Source organism: Streptomyces sp. ME19-01-6 (genome assembly GCF_033793745.1).
Taxonomy (GTDB): Bacteria; Actinomycetota; Actinomycetes; order Streptomycetales; family Streptomycetaceae; genus Streptomyces.
Genome location: NZ_JARAXF010000005.1, coordinates 130,585 through 154,104, shown reverse-complemented (window position 1 = coordinate 154,104; position 23,520 = coordinate 130,585). Strand labels below are relative to the sequence as shown.

Here is a 23,520-nt window from a genome sequence, read left to right as displayed (position 1 = left end):
ACTCCCCTCGGGGGGCGTCCGTCAGTTGCACGCGCGTCACGGAACAAGACCTATCGGTCCAGGTCTCGCCACGAGAGCGCATCGTTGCTTTGGAGCGGCCCAGCCGCGCCGGCGGGCCGGCTACGGCGCCTCGGCCGCCGCGCCCACCTGGCTAGACCGGCCGCACCTGCCAGCCCCACTTGAGGCCGCCGAAGATCTTGACGATTCCCCGGCCCGACGTGTCCTTGCGACCGGTGTCCTGGGCGAGGAAGACCTCGGCCATGAACTCGCCCTCCAAGGAGAAGTTCCCGTCCAGGGAAAAGACGGCCTCGTCGTGGAAGTTGCAGACCTGGGTGCCGTTGACCGAGGTCAGGCCCCCGTCCATGGAGAACGGGTTCGCCCGGTGCAGGTTGTCGACTTCGCTTGGTCTGCTGTCGAAGCCAGAGGAGCGGACCACCTGGATCCACTGGATCGAATCCTGGATCCCAGGGTCGCCACGTCGGACGTCCGGGTCGTAGACGACGTAAACCCCGCCGCCGAAGCTCGTCCCCGGCTGCTCCGCCGTCGGCTCGCCGGCGGTGACGCTGTACGACTGGACCCTGAACTCTCCCTCGCCCGGAAAGCCGCCCTGGTAACGGAACGCGTAGAAGTCACCGAAGGCATCGGCCAGCGTCTGTTCGAACGCAATGGCGGTATCGGCCGGGACGTCTTCGTAGACGGGATCCGGCGCGTCGCTGTCCTGTCCGAACGGCAGGAGGCTGATCCGGTACCGCGTGCCGTTGAACGTGAAGTCCTGCGTGGCGATGTGCCCGCCGATTGTCCCCGTCGCCTTGCCGGGGTGCGGTGGCCAGCCCGTGGCCTGGCTCGGCCGGTAGTCGAGGACAAGGTGACTGGCGGAGCGCGGAGCCGTAGCGCGGACGGCCCGGGGGGTGACGGGTTTCGCGGCGGCAGAGACGGGGGCGAGTCCGGACAGCCCGATGGCAGGTCCTGCGGCAAGCAGGAAGCGCCTCGAGAGACGTGACGGAGTGTTAAAGCGCATACGAGAAGACCTCCGGGTCGGGAATGGGTGACATGAGGGGGAACAGAGACGGGCGGCCCGCGCTCATTCCGCGTGGGCGGGCAGGGTCACCGTCACGGTCAGACCGCCGCCCTCGCGGGGGTGGGCCGTGACGTCGCCGCCGTGGGCGTGGGCGATGGAGCGGACGATGGACAGTCCGAGGCCGGCGCCCTTGGCGGTGACCAGGCGGTCGGTGCCGAGGCGGCGGAAGGGCTCGAAGAGGGCGGGGAGTTCGTACGGGGGGACGGCGGGGCCGGTGTTGCTCACCTCGACCTCCACCTCGGCCCGGCCGTCGTCGTCGCCGGTGTCGCGGGTGTGGCAGGTGACCTGGACCCAGCCGCCGCCGTCGTTGTCGGGGGTGTTGTGGCGGATGCCGTTCTCGACGAGGTTGTGCACCAGCCGTTCGAGCAGCAGCGCGTCGCCCGTCGTGGGGGCCGGGGCGGGCTGCTGCCGTACGACGACCCCGGCCGCCTCCGCCTCCCGCGCGGTCTGTCCGACGACGTGGTCGACGACGTCGGAGAGGTCGACCGGCCGCCGCTCGGTGATCTCGTTCTCGGAGCTCGCGAGCAGCAGCAGGCCGGTGATCAGCCGCTCGTGTCTGGTGTTGATCTCGAGGAGGTTCTCCCCGAGCTGTTTGACGTCCTCGGAGGCGGTTCTGCGGTGCATGGCCACTTCGACGAGGGCCCGCCCCAGGGTCAGCGGGGTGCGCAGTTCGTGTGAGGCGTTGGCGACGAAGCGGCGCTGGCCGTCGAAGGACCGGTCGAGCCGTTCGACCATCGTGTCGAAGGTGTCGGCGAGGTCCTTGACCTCGTCGTCGGGGCCGCGCAGGGCGATCCGTTCGTGCAGGCCGCGGTCGGCGGCGGGGGCGCTCGCGATGCGGCGGGCGGTGTCGGTGACCCGGTGCAGCGGGGCCAGCACCCGGCCGGCGGCGAGCCAGCCGAAGCCGGCCGCCGCGCCGCCGACGACCAGGAGGGCGAGCCCGCCCTGGGTGACGAGCGAGGCGGTGGCGGCGGCGTTCAGCCGGTCGCGTTCGTCCTGGACCCACTTCTGCGCCGACTCGTTGGTGAGGACACGGCCGTCCCCGGTGATCACCTGATTCTCGGGCGGGCCCGCGGCGGGGCCGTCGGTCTTCATGCTGCGGGCGAAGATCTTCAGGCCGCCGCCGACGAGCTGCTGGTTGAACAGCGCGTAGGTGACGCCGAGCAGCACCACACCGGCCGCGAGGAACAGGCCGCCGTAGATCAGGGTCAGCCGGGCCCGCAGGCTGACGCGGCGTGGCCGCAGAAGACGCGTCATGGGATCCGGTACCCCACGCCCGTGACGGTCTCGACGACCGGCGGATCCCCGAGCTTGCGGCGCAGCTTCAGCACGGCGAGCCGGACGGCCCCGGTGAACGGGTCGGCGTGCTCGTCCCAGGCCTTCTCCAGCAGCTGTTCGGCGGAGACCGCGCTTCCGTCGGCCCGCAGCAGCTCGGTCAGCACGGCGAACTCCTTCTTCGACAGCGGTACGTAGCGCCCGTCCCGGAACACCTCGCGGCGGGCCGGGTCCAGGGTGATGCCGGCCCGGCGCAGCACCGGAGGCGCGGCCGGGCGGCTGCGGCGGCCCAGCGCCTGGACGCGGGCGGCGAGTTCGGCGAAGGCGAAGGGCTTGGTGAGGTAGTCGTCGGCGCCGAGGGAGAGCCCGGCGACGCGGTCGGCGACGTCGGCGGCGGCGGTGAGCATCAGCACGCGCGCCGTCGCCCCGGCCCCGGCCAGCTCGCGGCAGACCTCGTCGCCGTGCACGCCGGGGAGGTCCCGGTCCAGGACGACCACGTCGTAGTCGTTGACGGTCAGCCGCTCCAGCGCCGCGGTGCCGTCGTACGCGACGTCGACCGCGTGCGGCTCGTCGCGCAGCCACTCCGTGATCGCGTCGGCGAGCAAGGGTTCGTCCTCGACCACCAGCACCCGCATACGTCCCCCTGTCCTTGCGCACAGTCCTTCCGCGCGAGGGTCATGGTGCCCGTGGCCGCGTTTCCTCGCCGTTAGCGCGCGCTGGAAACGCGGGGGAAACGCGGCCTGCTCTTGCATCCACTCCGTACGGATCGAGCAGAAGGAGAGACGACGCGATGAGCAGGCGGATCCTCGGCATGGCCGCGGCCGTGCCACTGGCGCTGACCCTGGCCCTGGCCCTGACCGGGTGCGGCTCCGACGGCGGTGGCGACGGCAAGGTGGCCTCGGCCGGCGGCGCGAAGAAGAGCGGGGGCGCCGACTCGGGCGCGGGCCTGAGTCCCCAGGAGATGGGGGTCAAGTTCGCGCAGTGCATGCGCGAGCACGGCATCGACATGGAGGACCCGGAGCCCGGGAAGGGGGTCACTCTCGACATCCCGCCGGGCACCCCCAAGGGGACGGTGGAGAAGGCTCAGGAGGCCTGCCGCGAGTACGACCCGGTGCAGAACGGGGGCGGACGCAAGCCGGACGCGAAGGCGCAGGAGAACATGCGCAAGTACGCCCAGTGCATGCGTGAGCGGGGTGTGGAGGAATTCCCGGATCCGTCGACGGAGGGCGGAATCCGGCTCGAAGGAACGGTCATGGACGACCCGGACTTCAAGAAGGCCGAGAAGGCGTGCAACAAGTACATGGGCGGCGGCGGCACTCTGCACAAGGAAAAGGGCTGATGGGGGAAGCCGCCGTGGACAGCGCGCAAGAGCGGGAACCGGCGCTCGAGCAGAAGGGGCAACGCGAACCGGAGCAGGCGCCGGAGACACCGGCCCCGGCACCGGAGACACGGGCCCCGGCACCGGGGGCCCGTCGCCGCAAAGGCCGCGGCCGCGGCAAGAAGATCGCCCTCGCCGCCGCCGTCCTCCTGCTGGCGGGCGTCGGCGCCACCGCCGCCACGCTCGGCCTGGGCGGCCGCGCCTCGGGCGACCAGGCGGCGGGCGAACTGCCGCCGAACACCGCCGAGGTGACCCGCCGGACGCTCAAGGACACCCAGAGCGTCGACGGACAGCTCGGCTTCGGCCCGGCGGCCACCCTGGCCGCCCGGCGGCCCGGCACGGTCACCGGGGCGCCCGAGGCCGGGGACCGGATCACCCGCGGCCAGGCGCTGTACGAGGCGGACGGGCGGCCCGTGACGCTGATGTACGGCTCGACGCCCGCGTACCGCCCCATGAAGACGGGCACCGAGGGCGTGGACGTACGCCAGCTGGAGAAGAACCTCAGCGCGCTCGGCTATACGGGCTTCACGGTCGACGACGAGTACACCGCCGCCACGGCCGAGGCGGTGCGCGCGTGGCAGGAGGACCTGGGACTCGCGGAGACCGGGTCCGTGGAGCTGGGGAGCGTGGTGTTCGCGCCCGGCGCGGTCCGGGTGGACAGCGTGGCGGCCCGTAAGGGCGACACGGTCGGCCCCGGCGGCAAGGTGCTGTCGTACACCGCCACCGAGCAGGCCGTCACGGTGGAGCTCGACCCCGCCGACCAGCGGCTGGCCAAGGAGGGCAGGGAGGTCGAGGTCGTGCTGCCGGACGACCGGACCGTCAAGGGCACCGTTCAGGACGTCGCCACGGTGATCGAGCCGGGCAACGGGCAGGGGGAGGAGGCGAAGACGAAGGTCGAGGTGGTCGTCGGGTTCAAGGACGAGGTGGGCCGGAAGGCCGCCGACGCCTACACACTGGCCGCGGTGCACGTCGACTTCGCCTCCGAGACCCGCGAGGACGTGCTCACGGTGCCGGTCGGCGCGCTGCTGGCGCTCGCCGAGGGCGGCTTCGGCGTGGAGGTCGTCCACGGCTCGACCTCGTCGTATGTGCCGGTGACCACCGGCCTGTTCGCCGACGGCCGGGTGGAGATCTCCGGCGAGGGCATTGCCGAGGGCACGAAGGTGGGGGTGCCGAAGTGATCCGTCTGACGGATGTGACCAAGACCTACCCCGGCGGGGTCACCGCGCTGGGCGGCGTCAGTCTGGACATCGCGCCGGGCGAGCTCGTCGGCATCGTCGGCCCGTCCGGCTCGGGCAAGTCGACGATGCTGCATATTCTCGGCACCTTGGACCGGCCCACGACCGGCGGCGTGCGCATCGACGGATACGACGTCGGCGCGCTCTCCGACGCCAGGCTCTCCGCGCTGCGGGCGAGCCGCATCGGCTTCGTCTTCCAGCACTTCCACCTTGCCACCGGCACCTCGGCGCTGGACAACGTCGCCGACGGGCTCCTGTACTCCGGGCTGTCGGTGGGCGAGCGGCGTCGGCGTGCCGCCCTGATGCTGAACCGGGTCGGGCTCGGCCACCGTGTGCACCACGAGCCGCACGAGCTGTCCGGCGGCGAGCGCCAGCGCGTCGCCATCGCCCGCGCGGTGGCGGGCGAACCGGCCCTGCTGCTGGCCGACGAGCCGACCGGCGCGCTCGACTCCGTCTCCGGCGCCGAGGTGATGCGGCTGCTGCGGGAGCTGCACGCCGCCGGGACCACCGTCGTGATCATCACGCACGACTGGGAGATCGCCGACAGCCTGCCGCGGCAGGTGCGGATGCGCGACGGCCGGGTGGTGGCGGGCTGATGGCCACGGACACCCACCCGGATCCACCCACGGACACCCACCCGGGTCCACCCACGGAGGCCCGTACGGAGGCACTCCCGGAGGCCCGTACGGACCGTCGCGGGGGTGCGGTCCGGCGCGCCGACGCGCTCCGCCCCGCCCGGCTGCGCCCCCGCGACGTGGTCACGGTCGGCGCGGTGGGCCTGCGCACCCGTCCGCTGCGGGCCTTCCTCTCCGCGCTGGGCATCGCCATCGGCATCGCGGCGATGGTCGCGGTGGTCGGCATCTCGTCCTCCTCCCGCGCCGATCTCGACCGCAGCCTCGCCGCGCTGGGCACCAACCTGCTGACGGTCTCGCCCGGTTCGACGATGTCCGGCGGCCAGGCCCGGCTCCCGGACACCGCGGAGGAGATGGTGGCGCGGATCGACCCGGTGTACGCGGTGTCGGCCGTCGGCAAGCTCACCAACACCAAGGTCTACCGCACGGACAAGATCCCCGAGGCGGAGACCAACGGCATCGCCGCCTACGCCGCCCGCACCGACCTGCGCGCCACCCTCGGGGCCAAGCTCCGCGCCGGCGCCTGGCTCAACGGCGCCACCAGCGCCTACCCGACGACCGTGCTCGGCGCCACCGCCGCCGAACGGCTCGGGATCGGGCAGGTCGGCCCGGACACCCGGGTCCTGATCGGCGGCCGGTGGTTCACCGTCATCGGCGTCCTCGAACCCGCCCCGCTCGCCCCGGAGCTGGACACCGCGGCCCTCGTCGGCTGGCGCGCGGCCGAGGCCGAGCTGTACTTCGACGGGCGCCCCACCACCATCTACACCCGCTCGCAGGACTCCGCGGTCGAGTCGGTGGCGTCCGTCCTGGGCGCCACCGCCAACCCCGAGGCGCCCGGCGAGGTCGAGGTCTCCCGGCCCTCCGACGCCTTGGCGGCCCAGCAGGCGGCGGGCGAGGCCTTCACCGGGCTGCTCCTCGGGTTGGGCGCGGTGGCGCTGCTGGTCGGCGGCGTCGGGGTGGCCAACACGATGGTGATCTCCGTACTGGAGCGCCGGGCGGAGATCGGGCTGCGCCGCTCCCTGGGCGCGACCCGGGGCCAGATCCGCACCCAGTTCGTCGCGGAGTCCCAGCTCCTGTCCGCCCTGGGCGGAGCGGGCGGGGCGCTGCTGGGCGCCACGGTCACGGCGGGCTACGCGCTGTCGCAGGGCTGGCCCGTCGTGGTGCCGCCGTGGGCGCTGCTCGGCGGCCTGGCCGCGACCCTCGCCATCGGCGGCCTCGCCGGTCTCTACCCGGCGCTCCGCGCCTCCCGGCTCTCCCCGACGGAGGCCCTGGCCATGCCGTGAGCCCCGCCGTACGGGAGCCGTCCGCCCGGTGTCCGCGGTGCCCGCGGTGTCCGCGGTGTCCGCGCCGGGCGGGCGGCTCAGGGGACGCGGGCGTCGTGCCGGGACGTCGCCCACGCCGTCAGCAGCCGCAGCGCGGTCTCGGACGGGGAGCCCTCATCCACGGTGTGGGCGATCAGCGCCTGGTCGGGGTCGTCGGGCAGGCGCAGGGTCTCGAAGCCGAGGTCCAGCTCGCCGACCACGGGGTGGCGGTAGACGTACCGTCCGTGCGTCTTGTCCTTGAGCCGGTGCTCCGCCCACGCCGCGCGGAACTCGGCGCTGGCGCCGGAGAGTTCGTCGAGCAGCGCCGCCGTTCCCGGGTCGTCGGGGTGGCGGGCGGCGTCGAGGCGCAGATAGGCGGCCACATCGTCGGCCTTGCCGCGCCAGTCGGCGTACAGGCTGCGCATCCCCTCGTCCAGGAAGACCAGGCGGGCCAGGTTGCGCTGCCCGGGCGGCAGGGCGCCGAAGTCGGTGATCAGGGCCGCGGCGAGCTGGTTCCAGGCGAGGACGTCGGTGTTACGGCCGACGATGTACGCCGGGACGTCACCCACCGAGTCCAGCAGCCGCCGCAGCCCCGGCCGTACGCGCTGCGGCCGGTCCGCGTCGTCCGCCCGGTCCGCCTCCGACCAGGGGCGGGCCAGCCGGTAGAGGTGTTCGCGCTCCACGGTGTCCAGCCGCAGGGCCCGGGCGACAGCGTCCAGGACCGCCTCGGAGAAGTGCAGGGTACGGCCCTGCTCCAGCCGCACGTAGTGGTCGACGCTCACCCCGGCCAGCTGGGCCAACTCCTCCCGGCGCAGCCCGGGGACCCGCCTGCGGCCGCCGTAGCCCGGCAGCCCCAGCTCCTCGGGCCGCAGCCGGGCCCGCCGGGACCGGAGGAATTCGCCGAGCTCCGCGCGTCTGTCCAGTGCCATGCGGCAAGTATCCCCGGCCCGCGCTCGTCGCGGGGCGGCCCAGCCTGGTCATGCCGTGCCCAGGCACCGGCTGCCACTGGGTACGCCGTGGCGGGGCGGCGAGAGTTGGTCTCGCCGGAACGGTTCCGGCGCACCGGGCGCCCCGCAGGGCACCCGATCACTCTCGTACAGGAGACACCCACACATGAGCGCGACCACCGCGGGCGGCCTCCCCGCCCTTCCGCTCGGCACCACCGGCATGAACATCACCCGGCTCGGCTTCGGCTCCTGGGCGGTGTCCGGGGCCAACTGGTTCTTCGGCTGGGGAGCCACCGACGACGCCGAGTCGATCGCCGCGATCCGCCACGCGGTCACCTCCGGCGTCAACTGGATCGACACCGCCGCCGTCTACGGGCTCGGCCACTCCGAGGAACTGGTCGGCAAGGCCGTCGCCGGGCTGCCCGAGGCCGAGCGCCCGTATCTGTTCACCAAGGTCGGTCTGGTCTGGGACCCGGCCGATCCGCAGGCCGCGCCCCGGCGGATCATGAAGCCCGCCAGTGTGCGGCGTGAGATCGAGGACTCGCTGCGGCGGCTGGGCGTCGACCGGATCGACCTGTACCAGGTGCACTGGCCGGACACCGGCGAGTCGCTGGAGTACGCCGGCGACGGCTCCGGCGCGGTGTCCCCGAACGCCACCCCGCTGGAGGAGTACTGGCAGGTCATGGCCGACCTGAAGGCCGAGGGCAAGGTCCGGGCGATCGGCCTGTCCAACCATTCGCCCGAACAGTTGGAGGCCGCCGAGCGGATCGCCCACGTCGACGTCATCCAGCCGCCGTTCTCGGCCATCAACCGCTCGGCCGCCGCCGAGATCGCCTGGGCACACGCCCATGACACCGGCGTGATCGTTTACTCCCCGCTCCAGTCCGGGCTGCTGACCGGCGCCTTCTCCGCCGAGCGCGTGGCGAACCTGCCCGCCGACGACTGGCGCGCCGCCCACGCCGACTTCACCACGGGCCTGGCCGCCAATCTGCGGCTGGCCGACGCGCTGCGGCCCGTCGCCGAGCGGCACGGCGCCTCGGTCGCCGAGGTGGCCATCGCGTGGGCGCTGGCCTGGCCCGGCATCACCGGGGCCATCGTCGGCGCCCGCAAGCCCGGTCAGGTCGACGGCTGGATCGGCGCGGGCGGCGTGGAACTGACGCGCGCCGACCTGGACGAGATCACCTCCGCCATCACCGCCACCGGCGCGGGCACCGGCCCGGCCCGCCCCTGACGGCCGAAGGGAGACCCGGTATGTCCCTCGTCGTGGTCGCCGAGTGCGTGGCCGAGCCCGGGCAGGAGGACCGGCTGCGCACCGCCCTGGAGGCGATGATCGAACCGTCCCTGGAAGAGCCCGGCTGCCTCGCCTACCGGCCCTACGCCGATCCCAACAACCCCGGTCACATGGTGGTGGTGGCGGAATGGACGGGCCCCGAGGCCCTCGCCCGGCACGGCGCCACCCCGCACTTCCGCCATGCGCGGCAGGTGCTGGACCTGGTGCTCGCCGAGCCGATGGCGGTACGGAAGCTGGTGGCCGCGCGGCCGGCGGGTGCGCCCCGGGCCGGACGCGCGGATGGACCTCAGGACGTGGCGTCTTCGGACGTGGCGTCTTCGGGCTCGGTGTCGTCCGACTTGACCTCCTGCGACTTGACCTCCTCCGACTTGGCCTCCTCCGACTTGGCCTCTTCGGACCCGGCGTCCTCGGGCTCGGCGTCCTCCGGCTTGGCGTCCTCGAAGTAGGCGTCCAGCACCTCGTCGAGCTCGGCCGTCCACTTCTTGAGGACGCTCCTGGCCGATGCCACGACATCGGCCGAGTACCAGCGGCGGGCGGTCGTGTAGACGGTGACGGAGAACCGGCGCCCGAAGCGCGGGGTGTCGATCTCGACCGCGCCGATCTCGTCCCAGTCGAAGTCGGCCGTCTCGCCGTCCAGCTGGAACGTGACGCCGCGGCGGCCGGCGGCGATCGAGCCGCGGTGGTCGGAGGCCTCGAAGGCGGGGCCTCCGGCCTCCTCCTCGTCTCCGTCCTCGGCCTTCGCCTCGGCTCCGGCTTCGTCTTCGGCGGCTTCGCCGGTGTCCTCTTCGGCCGCGTCCGCGGACTCGGCCCGCTCGTCCTCGGCGGGCTGTTCGACGTCCGCGGCCTCGTCGGGGACGGCGTCCTTGAGTGGGGACTCGGCCTCCTTGGGCTCTTCAGGGCGCGGGGCCGTGATGCCCGGGATGTACGCCGGATCGAACCCGGCGGCGGGCACGGGCGGGGTGCTCGGTCCTATGCGTTGCTCCACGGCGGGCAGTATGGCCGATAAACCTGTGCCGGGAACAGCTTCGCAGGCGGTGCCCGGACAACGAAACGGACAACAAAACGCGGAAAGCCGCGATAGGGAGTGGGCATGGAGCTGCGCTGTGCGGTGCTCGACGACTTCCAGGGGGTGGCCTTGACCAGCGCCGACTGGTCGCCCGTGCTGGACCGGGTGGAGGTTGTCGGCTTCACCGAGCACTTCGGCACCGAGGACGAGCTCGCCGCGGCTCTGGCCGACTTCGACCTCGTCGTCACGCTGCGCGAGCGCGTCCCCTTTCCCGGCTCGCTGTTCGACCGGCTGCCCAAGCTGAAGCTGCTGATCGCCTCCGGTATGCGGAACTCGGTGATCGACTACGCCGCTGCCGAGCGCCACGGCGTGACGGTCTGCGGCACCGCCAGCTCCTCCACGCCGCCGGTCGAGCTGACCTGGGCGCTGATCCTCGGCCTGGCGCGCGGCCTGGTCGTCGAGAACACCGCGCTGCGCGCGGGCGGGCCGTGGCAGAGCACGGTCGGCGCGGATCTGCACGGCCGTCGGCTGGGGCTGCTGGGCCTGGGCAAGATCGGTAGCCGGGTGGCTCGGATCGGGTCGGCCTTCGGGATGGAGGTGACGGCCTGGAGCCAGAACCTGACCCGGCAGCGAGCCGACGAGGTCGGTGTGGCGCTCGCCGGGTCCAAGGAGGAGCTGCTGGCCTCCAGCGACGTGGTCTCCGTCCACCTCGCGCTGAGCGACCGCACCCGCGGCCTGCTGGGCGCCGCCGAGCTGGCCCTGCTGAAGCCGACCGCGTACCTCATCAACACCTCCCGGGCCGCCATCGTCGACCAGGACGCGCTCATCGCCGCCCTGCGGCGTGGCGCCTTCGCCGGGGCGGGGGTCGATGTGTTCGACGTCGAGCCCCTGCCGGCGGACCACCCCATGCGCACCGTGCCCCGGCTGCTGGCCACCCCGCACCTGGGCTATGTCTCTCAGGACAACTACCGCAGGTACTACGGCGATGCCGTCGAGGACATCCGGGCCTTCCTCGACGGTTCCCCCGTACGCCTCCTCGGCTGATGTAAGGCCACGGCCGCCGCGGAGTTCAGCTTGATCTCGCGAGGAACCCCGGTCGTTCACGACCGGGAGGAATCGCATCCCGTGATGGCGACGCGGAGCGTCGCGGCATCGTCTCTGCCGGGTGGGAAGCACCCGCATCGCAGCCCTGGCGGAACCGAGGAGGGCGAACGTGTATGCGATTGTGTCGCACGTGCGGGTGACTGGTGTGCGGAACTGAAATGTCTGTACGCCTGACCGTCCCACGAGTGGCTGATCGGCCCCGGCCGGCCCCTGGACACCGACCGGTACTTCGTCATCGTGCCGAACCTCTTCGGCAACGGTCTCTCCTCCTCGCCCTCCAACACGCCCGCGCCCCAGGCCGGGGCCGACTTCCCCCGCATCACCATGCGCGACAACGTGCGCGCCCAACACCACGTGGCCCACGGCTACTTCGGCATTGAACGCCTTGAGCTCGTGATCGGCTGCTCCATGGGCGCGCAGCGGACGTACCAGTGGGCGGTCTCGTATCCGGGCATGGTCGCCCGCGCCCTGCCGTTCTGCGGATCGCCGAAGACCGCGCCCCACAACTCCGTGTTCCTCGAGGGGCTTCGGGCGGTGCTCACCGCGGACCCCGAATGGCGCCGAGGCCGCCTGGCTCCGGGGTACGAGGCGGGGCTCCGGGCCTTCGCCAGGGTCTACGCCGGATGGGGCTTCTCGCAGGCGTTCTACTGGAACGAGCGCCACCGCGCGCTGGGGTTCGACTCCCTCGACGACTTCCTCACCGGCTTCTGGGAGCCCAACTTCGCCGGGCAGGAGACCAACGACCTGCTCGCGATGTTGTGGACCTGGCAGCACGCGGACGTCGGCGCGACCGAAGGAGCCGGTGGGGCCGTCACCAAGGCGCTCGGCACCATCACCGCCAAGACGCTGGCCATGCCGGCGCAGAAGGACCTCTACTTCCCGCCCGAGGACGAGGCCTGGGCATCGGGTCACATCCCGGGCGGTGAGGTACGCGTCATTCCCGGCGAGTGGGGCCATCTGACGGGTTCCGGAGCCAACCCCGACGACGTCGAGTTCATCGGCCGGGCCGTACGGGAACTGCTCGCGTCACCGGAGGGAAGCTGACTCAGCCCCCCTCACGCGTCCCGGAACCGCAGCCGCGCCCAGCCCAGGGCCAGCGCCGCCCCGGCCCAGGCGGCGAGGACGCCGAGCCCCGCCCACGGGCCGAGGGGGGCGGGGCCGGTGCCCGGGAGGGTGGTCTGGACGGCGAGGCCGGCGGTCATCGGCGAGGCCTTCTCGACCAGGTGGAGGGCGTGTGCGGACATCGGGACGACCTTCGTGGCCAGGAACGGGCCGTACAGCAGGGCCGCCGTGGCCCCGACCGCGACCCCGGTGTGCCGGAGCACGGCGGCCACCCCGGTGCCCAGCAGCGCTACCAGAGCCAGGTAGAGCAGGGTGCCGACGGCCGCCCGCCACAGCGCCGGGTCGGACAGGGCGGCCGTGCGGAGGCCCTGCCCGGCCGGCACGGCACGCCCGGCCAGCAGCGCCCCGAGCACCCCTGGGGCGCCGGCGGCGAGCACCGCCGCGGTCACGACGGCCGCCTTCGCGGCCAGGACGCCGGTCCGTCCCGGGTGCGCGGCCAGCGTCGTACGGATCACCCTCGGCTGGTACTCGGAACCGACCACCGCCACCCCGACCGCGAGGGCTGCGAGTTGCGCGGCGTATACGCCCGACAGGGCGAGCGCCACCGGGTCCGCCGGGGTGCCGCGGGCGCGCCCCTGGCCCGCGGCGGTGAGCGCCGTCACGCCCGCCATGAGCGCGGCCAGGGCCGCCAGGGTCCACAGCTGGGACGGCACCGTGCACAGCTTGGTCCACTCCGCGCGCAGCGCCCGCCCGGCGCGCCGCGCCTCACGCATCGCGCCTGCCCTGCACCCGGAACGCGGCACCGAGCGCCACCGCCGTGTACCCGCCCAGCACGGCGAACCCGCCCCAAGGGCTGATCGCGTCGCCGAGCTGGTGGATCGTCTGAAGTATGGCCAGGCCCGCGATCGGGGTGGCCCGGTTGACCCAGGTGTTGACGCCGATCGAGCTGACCTGGGCGACGATCGGAAGCACCAGGAACACCGCGAAGAGCAGGATCACCGCCCCCGCCGTACGCCGCATCAGCACGCCGACGCCCAGGGAGAACAGCGCGACCAGGGCCATGACGGCCGCCGTGCCGACGACCGTGCGCAGCACCGTCGGGTCGCTGAGGGACGGGTCGGGGAAGAGCGGCGGTCCCATGCCGTTGCGGCGCTGGATCGGCCGGGTGAGCAGGAGGGAGGTGACGGCGGCGGCGAGCCCGGCGGCGAAGACGGTGGACGCCAGCACGACGGCCTTGGCGGCCAGCGCCCGGGCGCGGCGCGGGGAGGCGCTGAACGTCGTACGGATCGTGCCGGTCCGGTACTCGGAGGTCATGGCGAGCACGCCCAGCGCGATCACCGCGATCAGCCCGAACTGCGTCCCGGAGAGGCTGTTCTTGACCCGGTCGAAGCCGTGGAGTTCGCTGCCGACGCCCGCCATCCCGATGCGGCCCAGGTCGCCGCTCCCGGTGACGGTGAAGGTGCCGCCGTCGCGCCGCAGGGTGCCGGGGTGAGGGGACGCCGTGCGGATCTCGACGGGCGGCCCATGGGTGACGGGGGCCTCGGCCACGTCCGTCAACTGCCAGTCACCCGGCGCGGAAGCCCCTGCCTGAGCCAGGGTGACATGGTCGAAGACGGCCTGACCGGTCGTGGGGCGGAAGCCGCCCAGGATGTTGCCGGGCCCCGCCAGACGCTCGTGGTTGCGCCCGTGGGAGGCCACGAACAGCCCCGCCTGGGCCCGCGTCGGCAGCGCGCGGGCGGTGAGCCTTCCGACCTTCCGCCATACGCGGCCGTCAGCGGACTCGTACCCGGTCACGCCCCGCCCCGAGCGGCTCAGCCGGAGCCAGACCGGGGCGTGCGTGGCACCGCCGCCGGTGACCTCCGTCTCCGCGTCGGCCAGCATCCGTACGCCGTGGTCGGGGGTGACCATCAGCGCGACATACGAGGAGCCACTGGCCGTGGACGCCTTGATCACGACACCGGACTTGGCCCAGGGGGCGCTGTCCTTCTGCCGTGCGACGCGCGCGGTGACGCTGCCGTCGCCGTCGAGCGCCCGGTGTACGAAGCTGAAGTGGTCGACCGTCTGCGGGGCGTCGTTGGCGTTCCCGTGGCCGCCCTGCGCGGAGAGGTAGCCGATGAGCACGGTGAAGGCGAAGGCGGCCAGCAGGGCGACGGCGGTGCTGCGCACCGACACCAGCTTGGTCCACTCGGCGCGGATCGCGCGGATCACGAGGCCTCCCGTGCCCGGAACTCGGCGGCCTCTCGGGTCAGTTCGAGATAGGCCTCCTCCAATGAGGCGCGGTGCTGCGACACCTCCGAGAACGGCAGCCCGCCCTCGGTGAGCAGGGCCACCACGCGCTCGGCGGGCAGCCCGTCCACCGTGAGCCGGTCGGGCCCCAACACCGCCACCTCGGCCCCGGCCCCGGTCAGCGCCGTCACCGCCGCCGCGCGGTGCGGGGTGCGCAGCGTGACGCGGCCCCGGGACGCGGCGGCCAGCAGCGTCGCCACATCGGTGTCCGCGAGCAGCCGGCCGCGGCCTATGACGATCAGATGGTCGGCGGTGTCCTCCAGCTCACTCATCAAGTGGCTGGAGACCAGGACGGTGCGCCCCTCGGCGGCCAGCGACCGCAGAAACCCGCGGATCCACTGGATGCCCTCCGGGTCGAGCCCGTTGACCGGCTCGTCCAGGATCAGCACCGGCGGATCGCCCAGCAGCGCCGCCGCGATGCCGAGCCGCTGCCGCATGCCGAGCGAGAAGCCCCCGGCCCGGCGCCGCGCGGCCGAGGCGAGGCCGACCAGCTCCAGCACCTCGTCGACGCGCCGCGCGGGCAGGCCGGTGTACCGCGCCAGCCACAGCAGATGGCTGCGCGCCCGGCGGCCGGGGTGGACCGCCTCGGCGTCCAGGAGCGCCCCGACGACCTTCAGCGGCTCGCGCAGCGAGGCGTACGGCCGGCCGCCGATCAGGGCGGAGCCCCCGTCCGGGGCGTCGAGCCCCATCACCATCCGCATCGTCGTCGACTTCCCCGCGCCGTTCGGCCCGACGAAGCCGGTGACCCGGCCGGGCCGCACCGTGAACGTCAGCCCGTCCACGGCCGCCGTGGGCCCGTAACGCTTCCGCAGGTCGTTGGCCTCGATCGAGAGGCCCGTCATGGTTTCCGCCATGCCCAGGGACGCTACGCAGCGGTGTTCGGCGGGCCGTCACGCCGGTGGGGAATCTTTGCCGCCCGGGTGTCCCCCGCACGGGGGACGGCAGGGGGCGCCGCCCGCCGCATAATGACCGGCGTGAGGTGGAGAAAGCCCCTGGCCGGTGTCGCGGCGCGGGTTGCGGCGGCGCGGTTTGCGGCCGGGCGCGAGGCGGCGGCGTGGGCCGCGACTGGACGCGAGGCGGCTGGGCGCGTCGCTGACGGGCGTGGGGCGGCTGGGCGTGGGGCGGCGGTGGTGCGGCGCGCCGACGCGGCGGCGCACGCCGCTGACGGGCGCGGGGCAGCCGGGCGCGTCACGGCTGGGCGCGTCGCGGCTGGGCGCGGAGCGGTGGCGCGCGTCGTGGCCGGGGGTGCCGCTGACGGGCGCGTCGCTGCCTGGCGCGTCGCGGCCGCGCGCGTGGTGGTGGCGGTGCGGCGGCTCGGCCGCGCCCCGGACCTGCCGCTCGTGGCGGCCGCGACGCTGTGCGCCGCCGGGCTGCTCCAGGCCCTCGCGCACCTCGACGACCGGAACCGCGCCGACATCCCGCTCACCCTGGCCCTGGTCCTCGGCTCGACCGCGCCGCTCGCCTTCGCCCGCGGCCAACTGCTGCCCGCGACCACGGCGGTGACGGCAGCGGTCCTGCTGACCCCGCTGAGCGGCCGGCTGCCCTGCCTGGCCGCGCTGCCCGCCCTGGCCGCGCTGCTCCATCTGACCGGTCTGCGCGGCTCGCCGCGCACCGCGCTGCTGTTCGCCGCCCCCTTCGTGGCGTACGCGGTGGGCCCGGCCTCCTCGGCGGCGGGCGGCAAACCGTTTGGCGTGGCGCTGCTGGCGGGCGCCGCGGCCGCGCTCGCGGCCGGCGCGGCACGCCGGGCCGGTGGGGAGGCCGCCGCCCGGTCCGCGGCCGAGGGGGCGTACGCGCACACCGCGCTGGAACACGCGGCGCGCGGCGAGCGGGCCCGGATCGCCCGGGAACTCCACGACGTCGTCGCCCACCACATCTCCACCCTGTCCGTACAGGCCGAGACCGCCCGGCTGACCACCCCCGGGCTGCCGCCGCTGGGCGCCGAGCGGCTGCTCGCGATCGGCGACACGGCCCGGCAGGCGCTCACCGAGATGCGCCGCCTGCTGGGCGTGTTGCGCGACGACGCGTCGGCCGAGGTGCCCGCGCGCCGGCCGCAGCCCACTCTCGACCAGCTCCTCACCCTGGTCGACGAGGCCCGCGACACCGCGGGTGGCGGGGTCCGGCTCGTCGTACGCGGCCGGATCGCGCCCCTGGAGCCGGGCCTGGAGCTCACCGCCTACCGCATCGTCCAGGAGGCCCTGACCAACGCCCGGCGGCACGCCCCCGGCGCGCCGGTCGATGTCGAACTCCACTACGCCGAGGGCGCGCTGCGCGTCACCGTACGCGACGTCGGCGCCGGCCCCGCCCCATCCGCCCCCGCCCCCGACGGCGGCCACGGCCTCCTCGGCATGCGCGAGCGCGTCGCCATGGCCGGCGGCACCCTGCGCGCCGGGCGCGGCCCGGCGGGCGGCTTCGTCGTCGCGGCCGAACTGCCGCTGCGGGAGGCGGCGGCCGCATGACCGTACGCATCGTCATCGCCGACGATCAGGACGTCGTGCGCGCCGGGTTCGGCGCGCTGCTGGACACCCAGCCCGACCTGACCGTCGTCGGCAGCGCCGCCGACGGCGCCGCGGCGGTCGGTGTCTGCCGCGAGACGCACCCCGACCTCGTCCTGATGGATGTGCGCATGCCGGTCCTGGACGGCATCGAGGCCACCCGCCGCATCGTCGCCGGCGCGGGGGCCAGGGTCGGCGGTGGCCCGCGCATCGTCATGCTGACCACCTTCGACCTCGACGAGTACGTCTACGACGCCCTGGCCGCCGGCGCCAGCGGCTTCCTCCTCAAGGACATGACCGCCGAACGGCTCTTCGAGGCCGTACGCGTGGTCGCCGCCGGAGAGGCCCTGCTCGCCCCGACCGTCACCCGCCGCCTCATCGGCGAGTTCGTCCGCCTGCGCCCCCACACCACAGAGCCCACCCCGCTCGCCCTCCTCACCCCGCGCGAGACCGAGGTCCTCCGCCTCATCGCCGAGGGCCTGTCCAACGCCGAGATCGCCACCCGCCTCACGGTGAGCGCCGAGACCGTCAAGACCCACGTCAGCCGAGTCCTGGCCAAACTCGGCGCCCGCGACCGCGCCCAAGCCGTCATGCTGGCCTATGAGTTCGGGCTCGTCGTGCCCCGCTCGGGTGGGCCACGGAAGGCGCCCTGGTAGCCCTGCCATTGCGGATCGATCTCGTATCGCGATCGATGAGGTGACAGACATGCATGAGCTGCAGTACGAGTTCTCGCCCTCCTGAGCAGTGCCGTCGGCCGCTCAGTCCAGGGAAGCCAACGCACTCACCACAAGAGAACGTGCCGCGGCTCCCCGCGCGGCTCCCTGTGAAAGTCGTTCAAATGCTTGCGCGTACAACTCGACTTGACTGGGCTGTATGAGCGTCAAAGCGGCGTCCAGCGTGTCCGCATGAACCCTGGTGTCGTCGAAGATCGTGAAGGTAGGCATGGGCCACATGGTTCTCTCTGCCGAGAAGGGGATGATGCCCACAGCGACGTTCTGGAGATCCATCACCCCGAGGAGATGACCGAGTTGGGCCGCCATGGTGTCGGCGCCGCATATCCGGTACCGCAATACTGACTCTTCCACTATGAAGGAGAACCGGCGCGCGCCATTTCTCAGTACCGCGTTCCGTCGTATGCGTGCCGCCACGGCATCACTCACGTCGTTCGGGGTTCCTCGGAAGTCTGCGATGGACGACAGCAGCGCGGTGGCGTACCCGGGCGTTTGGAGGAACCCGGGGATCACGTCGGAGACATAGACGCGGAACACGCCGGTCTGCTGATACAGGCCCCCTGTGGACTCTTGTAGGCGGCGAAGGCCGCTCCGCTGGAGTCGCCTCCACTGAACATGAGCGTCAGCGGATTGCCTGTTTGCCGCGATCAAGTCAGAGGTTTGATCGTCTGCGCCGCAGGCTCGGCACCATGCTCTGATGTCCGCGTCAGAGGGTGGTGTCTTGGCGTTCTCTATTCGGGATGACTTCGATTCCGACCAGCTGCACCTGGCGGCCAGCTCCCGCCCGGTAATCCCCGCGTCCCTTCGAATCTCGCGCAGGCGGCTGGCGAGATCTTCGCGAGCCTTCTGAACGCTCGAGGACGGGTGTGGGGGCATGGAGCCGGCTTTCGTCAGATCTCGTACAGGTGGTGCGGGATCGCTCGCTTCCAAACTGCCTCGAAGGCGGTGAGGCACAGCTTCACGGTCTCCGCGTCTGCTGTGATCTCGTCCTCCACCACCACACCGTCACCCGAGAAGTGGTGCACTCTGAGCAACGCGTCATCGAACAACCAGAAGTCGTTTCCGGGCAGAGGGATGTTCGTGGTCAGACGCCGGGGCAGCCACCGTACCTCCTCACCCGCCGTGACGTTGGCGTGGGTGACGTAGTGCTCCCACCGGACGTACTCCGATACGGGCTCGGAGACGACTCGGGCCCGGCGGATCGCCACACCCCGGGCGACGGTGTCCGCGATCAGCTGATCGTAGGGATGCCACCAAGATTCGCGATCCTCCCAGTTGATCCGTTCGCCGGACCGCCATGCCTCGAACCGTTCCGTGGGAGCGTAGGAGTCTCGCAGCTCCAAATGGACGGCCGACCGCTCGGTCTGGCCAAGCAGCTCAGCGAAGCTGGGCACGCTCGACGGCATCGCACGCCTCCCTGATCATCGGGATCACCCGCGCTGGGATCCTGACGATCGCTTCTCTGTCGGGCACCGGGCCGTTCGCGGGGCTGCTTCCCTCGCACATATGAGACGCGCACGCCCGACACCGAAGGCTGGCGCGGAGTCCCGTTCCGGCACCCCCGGGACCTGACTGTGGTCGCCCAGGACGATGGCGGTAAGCACGACGGTGGGCCCATTCCCCCGGAGGCGCCCCGCGATCCCGCACCGCAGGGCGGCGGCCAGGGCGGCAAGCAAGCCCCTGGCGGTACCTGTGGCTGAGTGAACCGGCCCCGCCCGTGTGCTCTCCCCGTGGCGCGTGGGCGGGGCTTACGTCCGGCTGTCGCTACTTCGCCACGAACTGCGTCAGGATCGCCTGCACTTCATAGATGTCGACGCCCTTGGTGAAGGTCTTCTCGATCGGGGCGGCGCTGCCGGAGATCCAGATCTTGAGCTCGGCGTCGAGGTCGAAGGTGCCGGCGGTCTCCACCGCGAAGTGGGTAATGCTCTTGTACGGGACCGAGTGGTACTCCACCTTCTTGCCGGTGATCCCCTGCTTGTCGACGAGGATGAGCCGACGGTCGGTGAAGAGGATGGTGTCCCGTATCAACTGGTACGCGGCCTGCACCTGCTCGCCCTGCCCCAGCAGCCGCTCGTAGTCGCGCTGCGCCGCCGCCGGGTCGACGGTGTGTGCGTTGCCGAAAAGCGCCATGACAGCCCCCATTTGTCGTCGTTGTGAGATCTCCGTATGTATACCGCCAACGGTGCCGTCTCCGGTGCAGGGAGGCCCGCGGAAGACGCTTTCCGATAGCTCCGCCGGGCCGCACGAAGTAAGCGGACTGAGATACTCCAGCCATGGATGCCGGGATATCGGGATGACGGGGAACGGGACGCGACCGGATACAGCGGTGCCTGCGGGGACCGCGTCGGCGTATGCCATGGCCTGGGGGCTGCGTTCGGCGGCGGTGGCGGACGTCGAGGCCATCGCGGAGTTGCGGGCCACGGTCATGCGTGCGGATCTGGAACGCCTCGGACGCTACGACGAGCACCGGGTACGGCAGCGGCTGCGGGACTCGTTCTCCACGCAGTACACGTCGATCATCATCGTCGACCGTGAACTCGCGGGATGCGTCACGGTCCGGCCCGCCGAAGGCAGGCAGTGGCTGGAGCACTTCTACCTTGCTCCGCACCGGCAGGGCCGAGGGCTCGGATCCGCTGTCCTGCGCACGGTGCTGGAGCGGACCGACGCGCAGGGGGCGACCGTGGGTTTGAACGTCCTCCAGGGCAGTGCCGCCCGTCGACTTTACGAGCGCCATGGATTCGTCGTGGAAGCCCAGGACCCGGTCGACGTCTTCATGGTGCGCCCGCCGGGGGCGAGCACCGCGGCGAAAGCCTGACCTGCGGCAGCGCGGCGGCCTCGACGGAAGGCTGAGATCGGGCGGGGGGCCGTGGCGGGGCCGGTGTGGAAGTCGGTGAGCGGCAGCCGGCCGGCGGTCCGGTCGTGGCGTACGAGATAGCCGTCGCCGACCAGGGCGGGGCCGATGCGGTGGAACTCGCGGCCCACAGCCGGGTGTTTGGCGCGACCTTCCGCGCCACGACGTACTGCCCGCCGGACGGGGTGCGCTCCACGGTGGCCAGGGTGCCGCCCGCGAAGTCGATGCTCCAGACGCCGTCCGTCCGGATCGGCAGCGGGGTGTCCGCGGCGCTCGCGCTGATGGTCGCGGTGGTGGCCGCGACGAGGGCCACGACGGCGGCCAGTAACGGACGTGCGGGGCGTCTCAAGGGGGCCTCCCCCTCAGCGGGGCGGCGACTGACATTTGTCACTGCCAGGCGGTGATGGCCGAATCTGCCCGCCGCGGCGGACGAACGGCAGGATCGAGGTGTCAGCAGGAAGCGCGACACCGACCACCAAGGGACGGACGGACATGAGCGGCGTCATCACCTCCGAGCGGGACCAGGACCAGGCCACTGCCACGGCGCCCGCCGCGGACCTCGCGGACGTCAAGCCGCTGCCGGTGTGGTTCTTCGCCTTCGAGGGCGTGTGCGGCGCGGCCTACGACCTGTGCCAGGCGTGGTACGGCGCCTGGATGGTGATCGCCGCCTTCGCCGCCGTCAACATCGTGGTGGGGCTGACCGTGCTGCGCCGCCGGATGAAGCTGGTGCGGGCGATGTTGAAGAACTCCCGTACCCGGAAGATCGCCTTCGGGCTGATCGCCCTGCGCATGGGCGCGCATCTGGCGCTTGGGGCGGTCGGCGCCGAGGTGACGTCGGTGGTGGGGCACCTGGTGTTCGCCACGGTGATGTGCGGGTCCACGATGGCGCTGCTGTACGTCGACCAGCGCGTCACCTTCAAGGCCCTGGGTCTGCGGACCGCGCCCGCGGCCTGAGCCGGCCCCGCGTGCGGGGGCGCGATGACGCGCGGCTGCGTCTGGCCGCGGCGCCCTCACAGGTGGTCGGCGGGGCGAGGAAGGGGCGCAGCGGTTGCCGTGCGGTGGCTTCGGCCAGCCGGGGGAGTGGGCGTCCGGGGGCGAGGCGGGCGGTCAGCCAGCCCCATGCGGCGAGGGTGACGGGGGCGAATCGTTCGGGGGCGCAGTGGGTGGCGTCCTTGACCACCCACACGGTGGTTCCGGGGCGGCCGGCCAGCCCGGTGGTGTCGCCCAGGGGGATGTAGGGGTCGTCAGCGCCGTTGACGGCCAGGAGGGGGGAGCCGCCGGGCTGGTCGAGGACCCCTTGCTCGCGCAGGGAGAACCGGGCGAGCAGGTCGTCGATCAGCTCCGTCTCGGGCATCGCGTCCAGGTGGAGGGCGTTGCCGATGATCCCGGCCATTCCGCAGGGCAGGTTGGGGATGTCGATGCGGCTGCCCGACGCGCCGGTCGGGCCGCCCAGGTCGATCGCCGCGTCGACGTGGCCGCCGAGCGCGAGCTTGGCGGCCCAATGGCCGCCGAAGCTGATCCCGTGGAACCCGATGGGCTGTTGGTACAGGCGGCGCAGCTCCGCGACGAGCCTGGTCAGGATCTGGTCGGCTTCGGGTGAGAGCGGCGCGGTCGACTCGCCCGTCCCGGGCATGTCCACGGCGGCTACCAGCAACCCGGTCGCCAGCGCGGTGGCCACCGCCAGCCGGTGCAGATCCATTTTCCAGGTGTCCACTCCACCGCTGAGGATCACTATTCCTGGCCGGGCCATCCGGCGCCGCTGGAAGAGGTGGACGGGGACGGATTCGGGTACGTCCAGGACGCGGCGTTCGAACCGGACCGGGAACCGGGGAGCGGCGTGCAGGTACGCGTCGAGTTGCCGCTCGTGAGCTGCCGTGCGGTCGGCCGTCGCCAGGCAGGGGAATCGCGCCGCGCCCCAGCACAACGAGGCCAGCAGCGGATCGCCCGCACGGTGCGCGCGTTCGGCCTCCGCCGCCCACACCGGGACCCAGCCGTCCTTCCCGGTGCCCCACATGTCGCCGATCCGCGACCGGGCCCGTGCGACGACCGCCCCGGGGATGCCCAGGGCGGTGAACTGGCGGGTCCGCTCGTGCAGGAGCGCATCAGGCGCCACGGGGAAGGTGAACATGGCCTCTAGAATGCGAGTAATCCTCAGTTCCTGACAACTCGCATGGGACCGGCCATCTCCACACCCCGCAAACGCCCACGCCAGAAGCGGTCACAGCAGACCTACGACGCGATCCTGGACGCGGCTGCTCACGTTTTCGAGGACCTCGGCTACACCGGAGCGACCACCAACAAGATCGCGGAACGGGCCGGGGTGTCCATCGGCTCGCTCTATCAGTACTTCCCCGACAAGGACGCACTGCTCTATGCGCTCGGTGAGCGTCACATGCACGGCCTGGCAGCCGAGTTGGCGTCCGTCATGGCCGGCCTTCGCGCGTCCGCTCCACCCGCCGACCGGACCGTCCGAACCCTCTACGAGACGGTGGCCGCACTCCACAGCACCGATCCCCGCCTGCACCGACTGCTGTACGACCAGGCTCCGCGGCCGGCCGCGGCCTCCGCCCGGCTCCGCGCGTTCCAAAGCGCCATGGCCGCCGAAGTCGAGTACCACCTGCGCCGGCTCGACCTGGGCGCTCCCGATCCGGTCCTCACCGCCGTGCTCCTGGTCCAGGCCGCCGAGGCCCAGATCCATGGCGCGATCCTCGACCCGCCACCCGGCCGCACCACCGCCGACTGCCTCGAGACCGCCATCGCCTTGTGCCTGGCCGCTCTGGGAGTCCGGCCACCGAACTGAAGCGACCCGGCAGGGGTGGGGGCAACCCCCTGCCGGGTCCGTGGTGTCAGTCGC

The 23,520-nt window shown here is 72.6% G+C and carries 25 protein-coding genes and 1 pseudogene; 14 read left to right on the top strand and 12 right to left on the bottom strand.

Annotation, left to right across the window (positions count from 1 at the left end; all coding sequences use genetic code 11):
* Window positions 1-151 precede the first annotated feature (151 nt).
* The 3 genes from PV419_RS14075 to PV419_RS14065 all read right to left on the bottom strand — a co-directional run bounded on the left by PV419_RS14075 (window position 152) and on the right by PV419_RS14065 (window position 2,985).
* Window positions 152-1,018 carry a hypothetical protein gene (locus PV419_RS14075; RefSeq protein ID WP_319688498.1) on the bottom strand — a complete coding sequence of 289 codons (867 nt, stop codon included), beginning with the start codon at window positions 1,016-1,018 and terminating at the stop codon, window positions 152-154.
* 63 nt (window positions 1,019-1,081) lie between these two features.
* The gene (locus PV419_RS14070) at window positions 1,082-2,332 is read right to left on the bottom strand and encodes a HAMP domain-containing sensor histidine kinase (RefSeq protein ID WP_319688496.1); all 1,251 of its coding nucleotides are present in this window, start codon (window positions 2,330-2,332) and stop codon (window positions 1,082-1,084) included.
* Window positions 2,329-2,985, bottom strand: a complete 657-nt coding sequence (locus tag PV419_RS14065) for a response regulator transcription factor (protein WP_319688494.1) — start codon at window positions 2,983-2,985, stop codon at window positions 2,329-2,331. The genes PV419_RS14070 and PV419_RS14065 overlap by 4 nt, the downstream gene beginning before the upstream one ends.
* Before the next feature lie 155 nt (window positions 2,986-3,140).
* On the opposite strand from PV419_RS14065, the gene PV419_RS14060 reads away from it, so the two are divergent.
* Genes PV419_RS14060 through PV419_RS14045 form a run of 4 tightly spaced genes read left to right on the top strand, consistent with a single transcriptional unit; the run spans window position 3,141 to window position 6,878 of the window.
* Entirely contained in the window at window positions 3,141-3,689 is a 549-nt protein-coding gene (locus PV419_RS14060; protein ID WP_319688491.1) for a hypothetical protein, read from the top strand.
* Window positions 3,689-4,906, top strand: coding sequence for a peptidoglycan-binding domain-containing protein (locus PV419_RS14055; RefSeq protein WP_319688489.1), 1,218 nt, complete (start codon window positions 3,689-3,691; stop codon window positions 4,904-4,906). The genes PV419_RS14060 and PV419_RS14055 overlap by 1 nt, the downstream gene beginning before the upstream one ends.
* Entirely contained in the window at window positions 4,903-5,559 is a 657-nt protein-coding gene (locus tag PV419_RS14050) for an ABC transporter ATP-binding protein (protein ID WP_319688487.1), read from the top strand. Before PV419_RS14055 ends, PV419_RS14050 begins: the two co-directional genes overlap by 4 nt.
* Entirely contained in the window at window positions 5,559-6,878 is a 1,320-nt protein-coding gene (locus PV419_RS14045) for an ABC transporter permease (RefSeq protein ID WP_319688485.1), read from the top strand. The genes PV419_RS14050 and PV419_RS14045 overlap by 1 nt, the downstream gene beginning before the upstream one ends.
* A 77-nt stretch (window positions 6,879-6,955) precedes the next feature.
* On the opposite strand, the gene PV419_RS14040 is transcribed toward PV419_RS14045, so the two are convergent.
* Window positions 6,956-7,825: a helix-turn-helix transcriptional regulator gene (locus PV419_RS14040; protein ID WP_319688483.1), complete on the bottom strand. Its 870-nt coding sequence runs from the start codon at window positions 7,823-7,825 to the stop codon at window positions 6,956-6,958.
* Between the two features lie 184 nt (window positions 7,826-8,009).
* Between PV419_RS14040 and PV419_RS14035 the strand changes: the two genes are divergently transcribed.
* Complete coding sequence (locus tag PV419_RS14035; protein ID WP_319688481.1) at window positions 8,010-9,074, top strand: aldo/keto reductase; 1,065 nt, start codon at window positions 8,010-8,012, stop codon at window positions 9,072-9,074.
* Between the two features lie 20 nt (window positions 9,075-9,094).
* Window positions 9,095-9,313: pseudogene (locus PV419_RS14030) on the top strand (putative quinol monooxygenase); the annotation flags it as partial.
* Window positions 9,314-9,420: 107 nt separating this feature from the next.
* On the opposite strand, the gene PV419_RS14025 reads toward PV419_RS14030, so the two are convergent.
* On the bottom strand, window positions 9,421-10,119 hold the full coding sequence (locus PV419_RS14025) for a hypothetical protein (RefSeq protein ID WP_319688479.1): 699 nt from the start codon (window positions 10,117-10,119) through the stop codon (window positions 9,421-9,423).
* 105 nt (window positions 10,120-10,224) lie between these two features.
* Here PV419_RS14025 and PV419_RS14020 point away from each other — a divergent pair, with 105 nt between their 5' ends.
* On the top strand, window positions 10,225-11,184 hold the full coding sequence (locus PV419_RS14020) for a D-2-hydroxyacid dehydrogenase family protein (protein ID WP_319688477.1): 960 nt from the start codon (window positions 10,225-10,227) through the stop codon (window positions 11,182-11,184).
* A 249-nt stretch (window positions 11,185-11,433) separates the two neighbouring features.
* On the top strand, window positions 11,434-12,288 hold the full coding sequence (locus PV419_RS14015) for an alpha/beta fold hydrolase (RefSeq protein WP_319689058.1): 855 nt from the start codon (window positions 11,434-11,436) through the stop codon (window positions 12,286-12,288).
* An 11-nt stretch (window positions 12,289-12,299) separates the two neighbouring features.
* On the opposite strand, the gene PV419_RS14010 is transcribed toward PV419_RS14015, so the two are convergent.
* From PV419_RS14010 to PV419_RS14000, 3 genes are read right to left on the bottom strand one after another with little or no spacing between them, the layout of a single operon-like run.
* Complete coding sequence (locus PV419_RS14010; protein WP_319688475.1) at window positions 12,300-13,079, bottom strand: hypothetical protein; 780 nt, start codon at window positions 13,077-13,079, stop codon at window positions 12,300-12,302.
* Window positions 13,072-14,514, bottom strand: coding sequence for an ABC transporter permease subunit (locus PV419_RS14005; protein WP_319688473.1), 1,443 nt, complete (start codon window positions 14,512-14,514; stop codon window positions 13,072-13,074). The genes PV419_RS14010 and PV419_RS14005 overlap by 8 nt, the downstream gene beginning before the upstream one ends.
* Window positions 14,511-15,434: an ABC transporter ATP-binding protein gene (locus PV419_RS14000; RefSeq protein WP_319689056.1), complete on the bottom strand. Its 924-nt coding sequence runs from the start codon at window positions 15,432-15,434 to the stop codon at window positions 14,511-14,513. The genes PV419_RS14005 and PV419_RS14000 overlap by 4 nt, the downstream gene beginning before the upstream one ends.
* A gap of 132 nt (window positions 15,435-15,566) precedes the next feature.
* Here PV419_RS14000 and PV419_RS13995 point away from each other — a divergent pair, with 132 nt between their 5' ends.
* Complete coding sequence (locus PV419_RS13995) at window positions 15,567-17,048, top strand: histidine kinase (RefSeq protein ID WP_319688472.1); 1,482 nt, start codon at window positions 15,567-15,569, stop codon at window positions 17,046-17,048.
* Window positions 17,045-17,740 (top strand): response regulator transcription factor, encoded by a 696-nt coding sequence (locus PV419_RS13990; protein WP_319688470.1) that lies wholly within the window; start codon window positions 17,045-17,047, stop codon window positions 17,738-17,740. The genes PV419_RS13995 and PV419_RS13990 overlap by 4 nt, the downstream gene beginning before the upstream one ends.
* Window positions 17,741-17,842: 102 nt before the next feature.
* On the opposite strand, the gene PV419_RS13985 is transcribed toward PV419_RS13990, so the two are convergent.
* The 3 genes from PV419_RS13985 to PV419_RS13975 all read right to left on the bottom strand — a co-directional run bounded on the left by PV419_RS13985 (window position 17,843) and on the right by PV419_RS13975 (window position 19,945).
* Window positions 17,843-18,691, bottom strand: a complete 849-nt coding sequence (locus PV419_RS13985) for a helix-turn-helix transcriptional regulator (RefSeq protein WP_319688468.1) — start codon at window positions 18,689-18,691, stop codon at window positions 17,843-17,845.
* 14 nt (window positions 18,692-18,705) lie between these two features.
* Entirely contained in the window at window positions 18,706-19,221 is a 516-nt protein-coding gene (locus tag PV419_RS13980) for a DUF6879 family protein (RefSeq protein WP_319688466.1), read from the bottom strand.
* A 358-nt stretch (window positions 19,222-19,579) separates the two neighbouring features.
* Entirely contained in the window at window positions 19,580-19,945 is a 366-nt protein-coding gene (locus PV419_RS13975; protein ID WP_319688464.1) for a PH domain-containing protein, read from the bottom strand.
* A 226-nt stretch (window positions 19,946-20,171) separates the two neighbouring features.
* On the opposite strand from PV419_RS13975, the gene PV419_RS13970 reads away from it, so the two are divergent.
* The 3 genes from PV419_RS13970 to PV419_RS13960 all read left to right on the top strand — a co-directional run bounded on the left by PV419_RS13970 (window position 20,172) and on the right by PV419_RS13960 (window position 21,620).
* Window positions 20,172-20,630, top strand: coding sequence for a GNAT family N-acetyltransferase (locus tag PV419_RS13970; RefSeq protein WP_319689054.1), 459 nt, complete (start codon window positions 20,172-20,174; stop codon window positions 20,628-20,630).
* A gap of 65 nt (window positions 20,631-20,695) precedes the next feature.
* Complete coding sequence (locus PV419_RS13965; RefSeq protein ID WP_319688462.1) at window positions 20,696-21,070, top strand: hypothetical protein; 375 nt, start codon at window positions 20,696-20,698, stop codon at window positions 21,068-21,070.
* Between the two features lie 88 nt (window positions 21,071-21,158).
* Window positions 21,159-21,620 (top strand): hypothetical protein, encoded by a 462-nt coding sequence (locus PV419_RS13960; protein WP_319688460.1) that lies wholly within the window; start codon window positions 21,159-21,161, stop codon window positions 21,618-21,620.
* On the opposite strand, the gene PV419_RS13955 is transcribed toward PV419_RS13960, so the two are convergent.
* Window positions 21,583-22,794 carry an alpha/beta hydrolase gene (locus PV419_RS13955; protein WP_319688457.1) on the bottom strand — a complete coding sequence of 404 codons (1,212 nt, stop codon included), beginning with the start codon at window positions 22,792-22,794 and terminating at the stop codon, window positions 21,583-21,585. The two genes, PV419_RS13960 and PV419_RS13955, sit on opposite strands and share 38 nt — an antisense overlap.
* Window positions 22,795-22,836: 42 nt before the next feature.
* On the opposite strand from PV419_RS13955, the gene PV419_RS13950 reads away from it, so the two are divergent.
* Window positions 22,837-23,466, top strand: a complete 630-nt coding sequence (locus PV419_RS13950) for a TetR/AcrR family transcriptional regulator (RefSeq protein WP_319688455.1) — start codon at window positions 22,837-22,839, stop codon at window positions 23,464-23,466.
* Window positions 23,467-23,520: the final 54 nt, after the last annotated feature.

Excerpts from the sequence above, each read along its gene's own strand:
- PV419_RS14075 (WP_319688498.1), bottom strand. The coding sequence starts at position 1,018 with ATGCGCTTTAACACTCCGTCACGTCTCTCGAGGCGCTTCCTGCTTGCC.
- PV419_RS14070 (WP_319688496.1), bottom strand. The coding sequence starts at position 2,332 with ATGACGCGTCTTCTGCGGCCACGCCGCGTCAGCCTGCGGGCCCGGCTG.
- PV419_RS14065 (WP_319688494.1), bottom strand. The coding sequence starts at position 2,985 with ATGCGGGTGCTGGTGGTCGAGGACGAACCCTTGCTCGCCGACGCGATC.
- PV419_RS14060 (WP_319688491.1), top strand. The coding sequence starts at position 3,141 with ATGAGCAGGCGGATCCTCGGCATGGCCGCGGCCGTGCCACTGGCGCTG.
- PV419_RS14055 (WP_319688489.1), top strand. The coding sequence starts at position 3,689 with ATGGGGGAAGCCGCCGTGGACAGCGCGCAAGAGCGGGAACCGGCGCTC.
- PV419_RS14045 (WP_319688485.1), top strand. The coding sequence starts at position 5,559 with ATGGCCACGGACACCCACCCGGATCCACCCACGGACACCCACCCGGGT.
- PV419_RS14040 (WP_319688483.1), bottom strand. The coding sequence starts at position 7,825 with ATGGCACTGGACAGACGCGCGGAGCTCGGCGAATTCCTCCGGTCCCGG.
- PV419_RS14035 (WP_319688481.1), top strand. The coding sequence starts at position 8,010 with ATGAGCGCGACCACCGCGGGCGGCCTCCCCGCCCTTCCGCTCGGCACC.
- PV419_RS14020 (WP_319688477.1), top strand. The coding sequence starts at position 10,225 with ATGGAGCTGCGCTGTGCGGTGCTCGACGACTTCCAGGGGGTGGCCTTG.
- PV419_RS14010 (WP_319688475.1), bottom strand. The coding sequence starts at position 13,079 with ATGCGTGAGGCGCGGCGCGCCGGGCGGGCGCTGCGCGCGGAGTGGACC.
- PV419_RS14000 (WP_319689056.1), bottom strand. The coding sequence starts at position 15,434 with ATGACGGGCCTCTCGATCGAGGCCAACGACCTGCGGAAGCGTTACGGG.
- PV419_RS13990 (WP_319688470.1), top strand. The coding sequence starts at position 17,045 with ATGACCGTACGCATCGTCATCGCCGACGATCAGGACGTCGTGCGCGCC.
- PV419_RS13985 (WP_319688468.1), bottom strand. The coding sequence starts at position 18,691 with ATGCCCCCACACCCGTCCTCGAGCGTTCAGAAGGCTCGCGAAGATCTC.
- PV419_RS13980 (WP_319688466.1), bottom strand. The coding sequence starts at position 19,221 with ATGCCGTCGAGCGTGCCCAGCTTCGCTGAGCTGCTTGGCCAGACCGAG.
- PV419_RS13975 (WP_319688464.1), bottom strand. The coding sequence starts at position 19,945 with ATGGCGCTTTTCGGCAACGCACACACCGTCGACCCGGCGGCGGCGCAG.
- PV419_RS13970 (WP_319689054.1), top strand. The coding sequence starts at position 20,172 with ATGGCCTGGGGGCTGCGTTCGGCGGCGGTGGCGGACGTCGAGGCCATC.
- PV419_RS13960 (WP_319688460.1), top strand. The coding sequence starts at position 21,159 with ATGAGCGGCGTCATCACCTCCGAGCGGGACCAGGACCAGGCCACTGCC.
- PV419_RS13955 (WP_319688457.1), bottom strand. The coding sequence starts at position 22,794 with ATGTTCACCTTCCCCGTGGCGCCTGATGCGCTCCTGCACGAGCGGACC.
- PV419_RS13950 (WP_319688455.1), top strand. The coding sequence starts at position 22,837 with ATGGGACCGGCCATCTCCACACCCCGCAAACGCCCACGCCAGAAGCGG.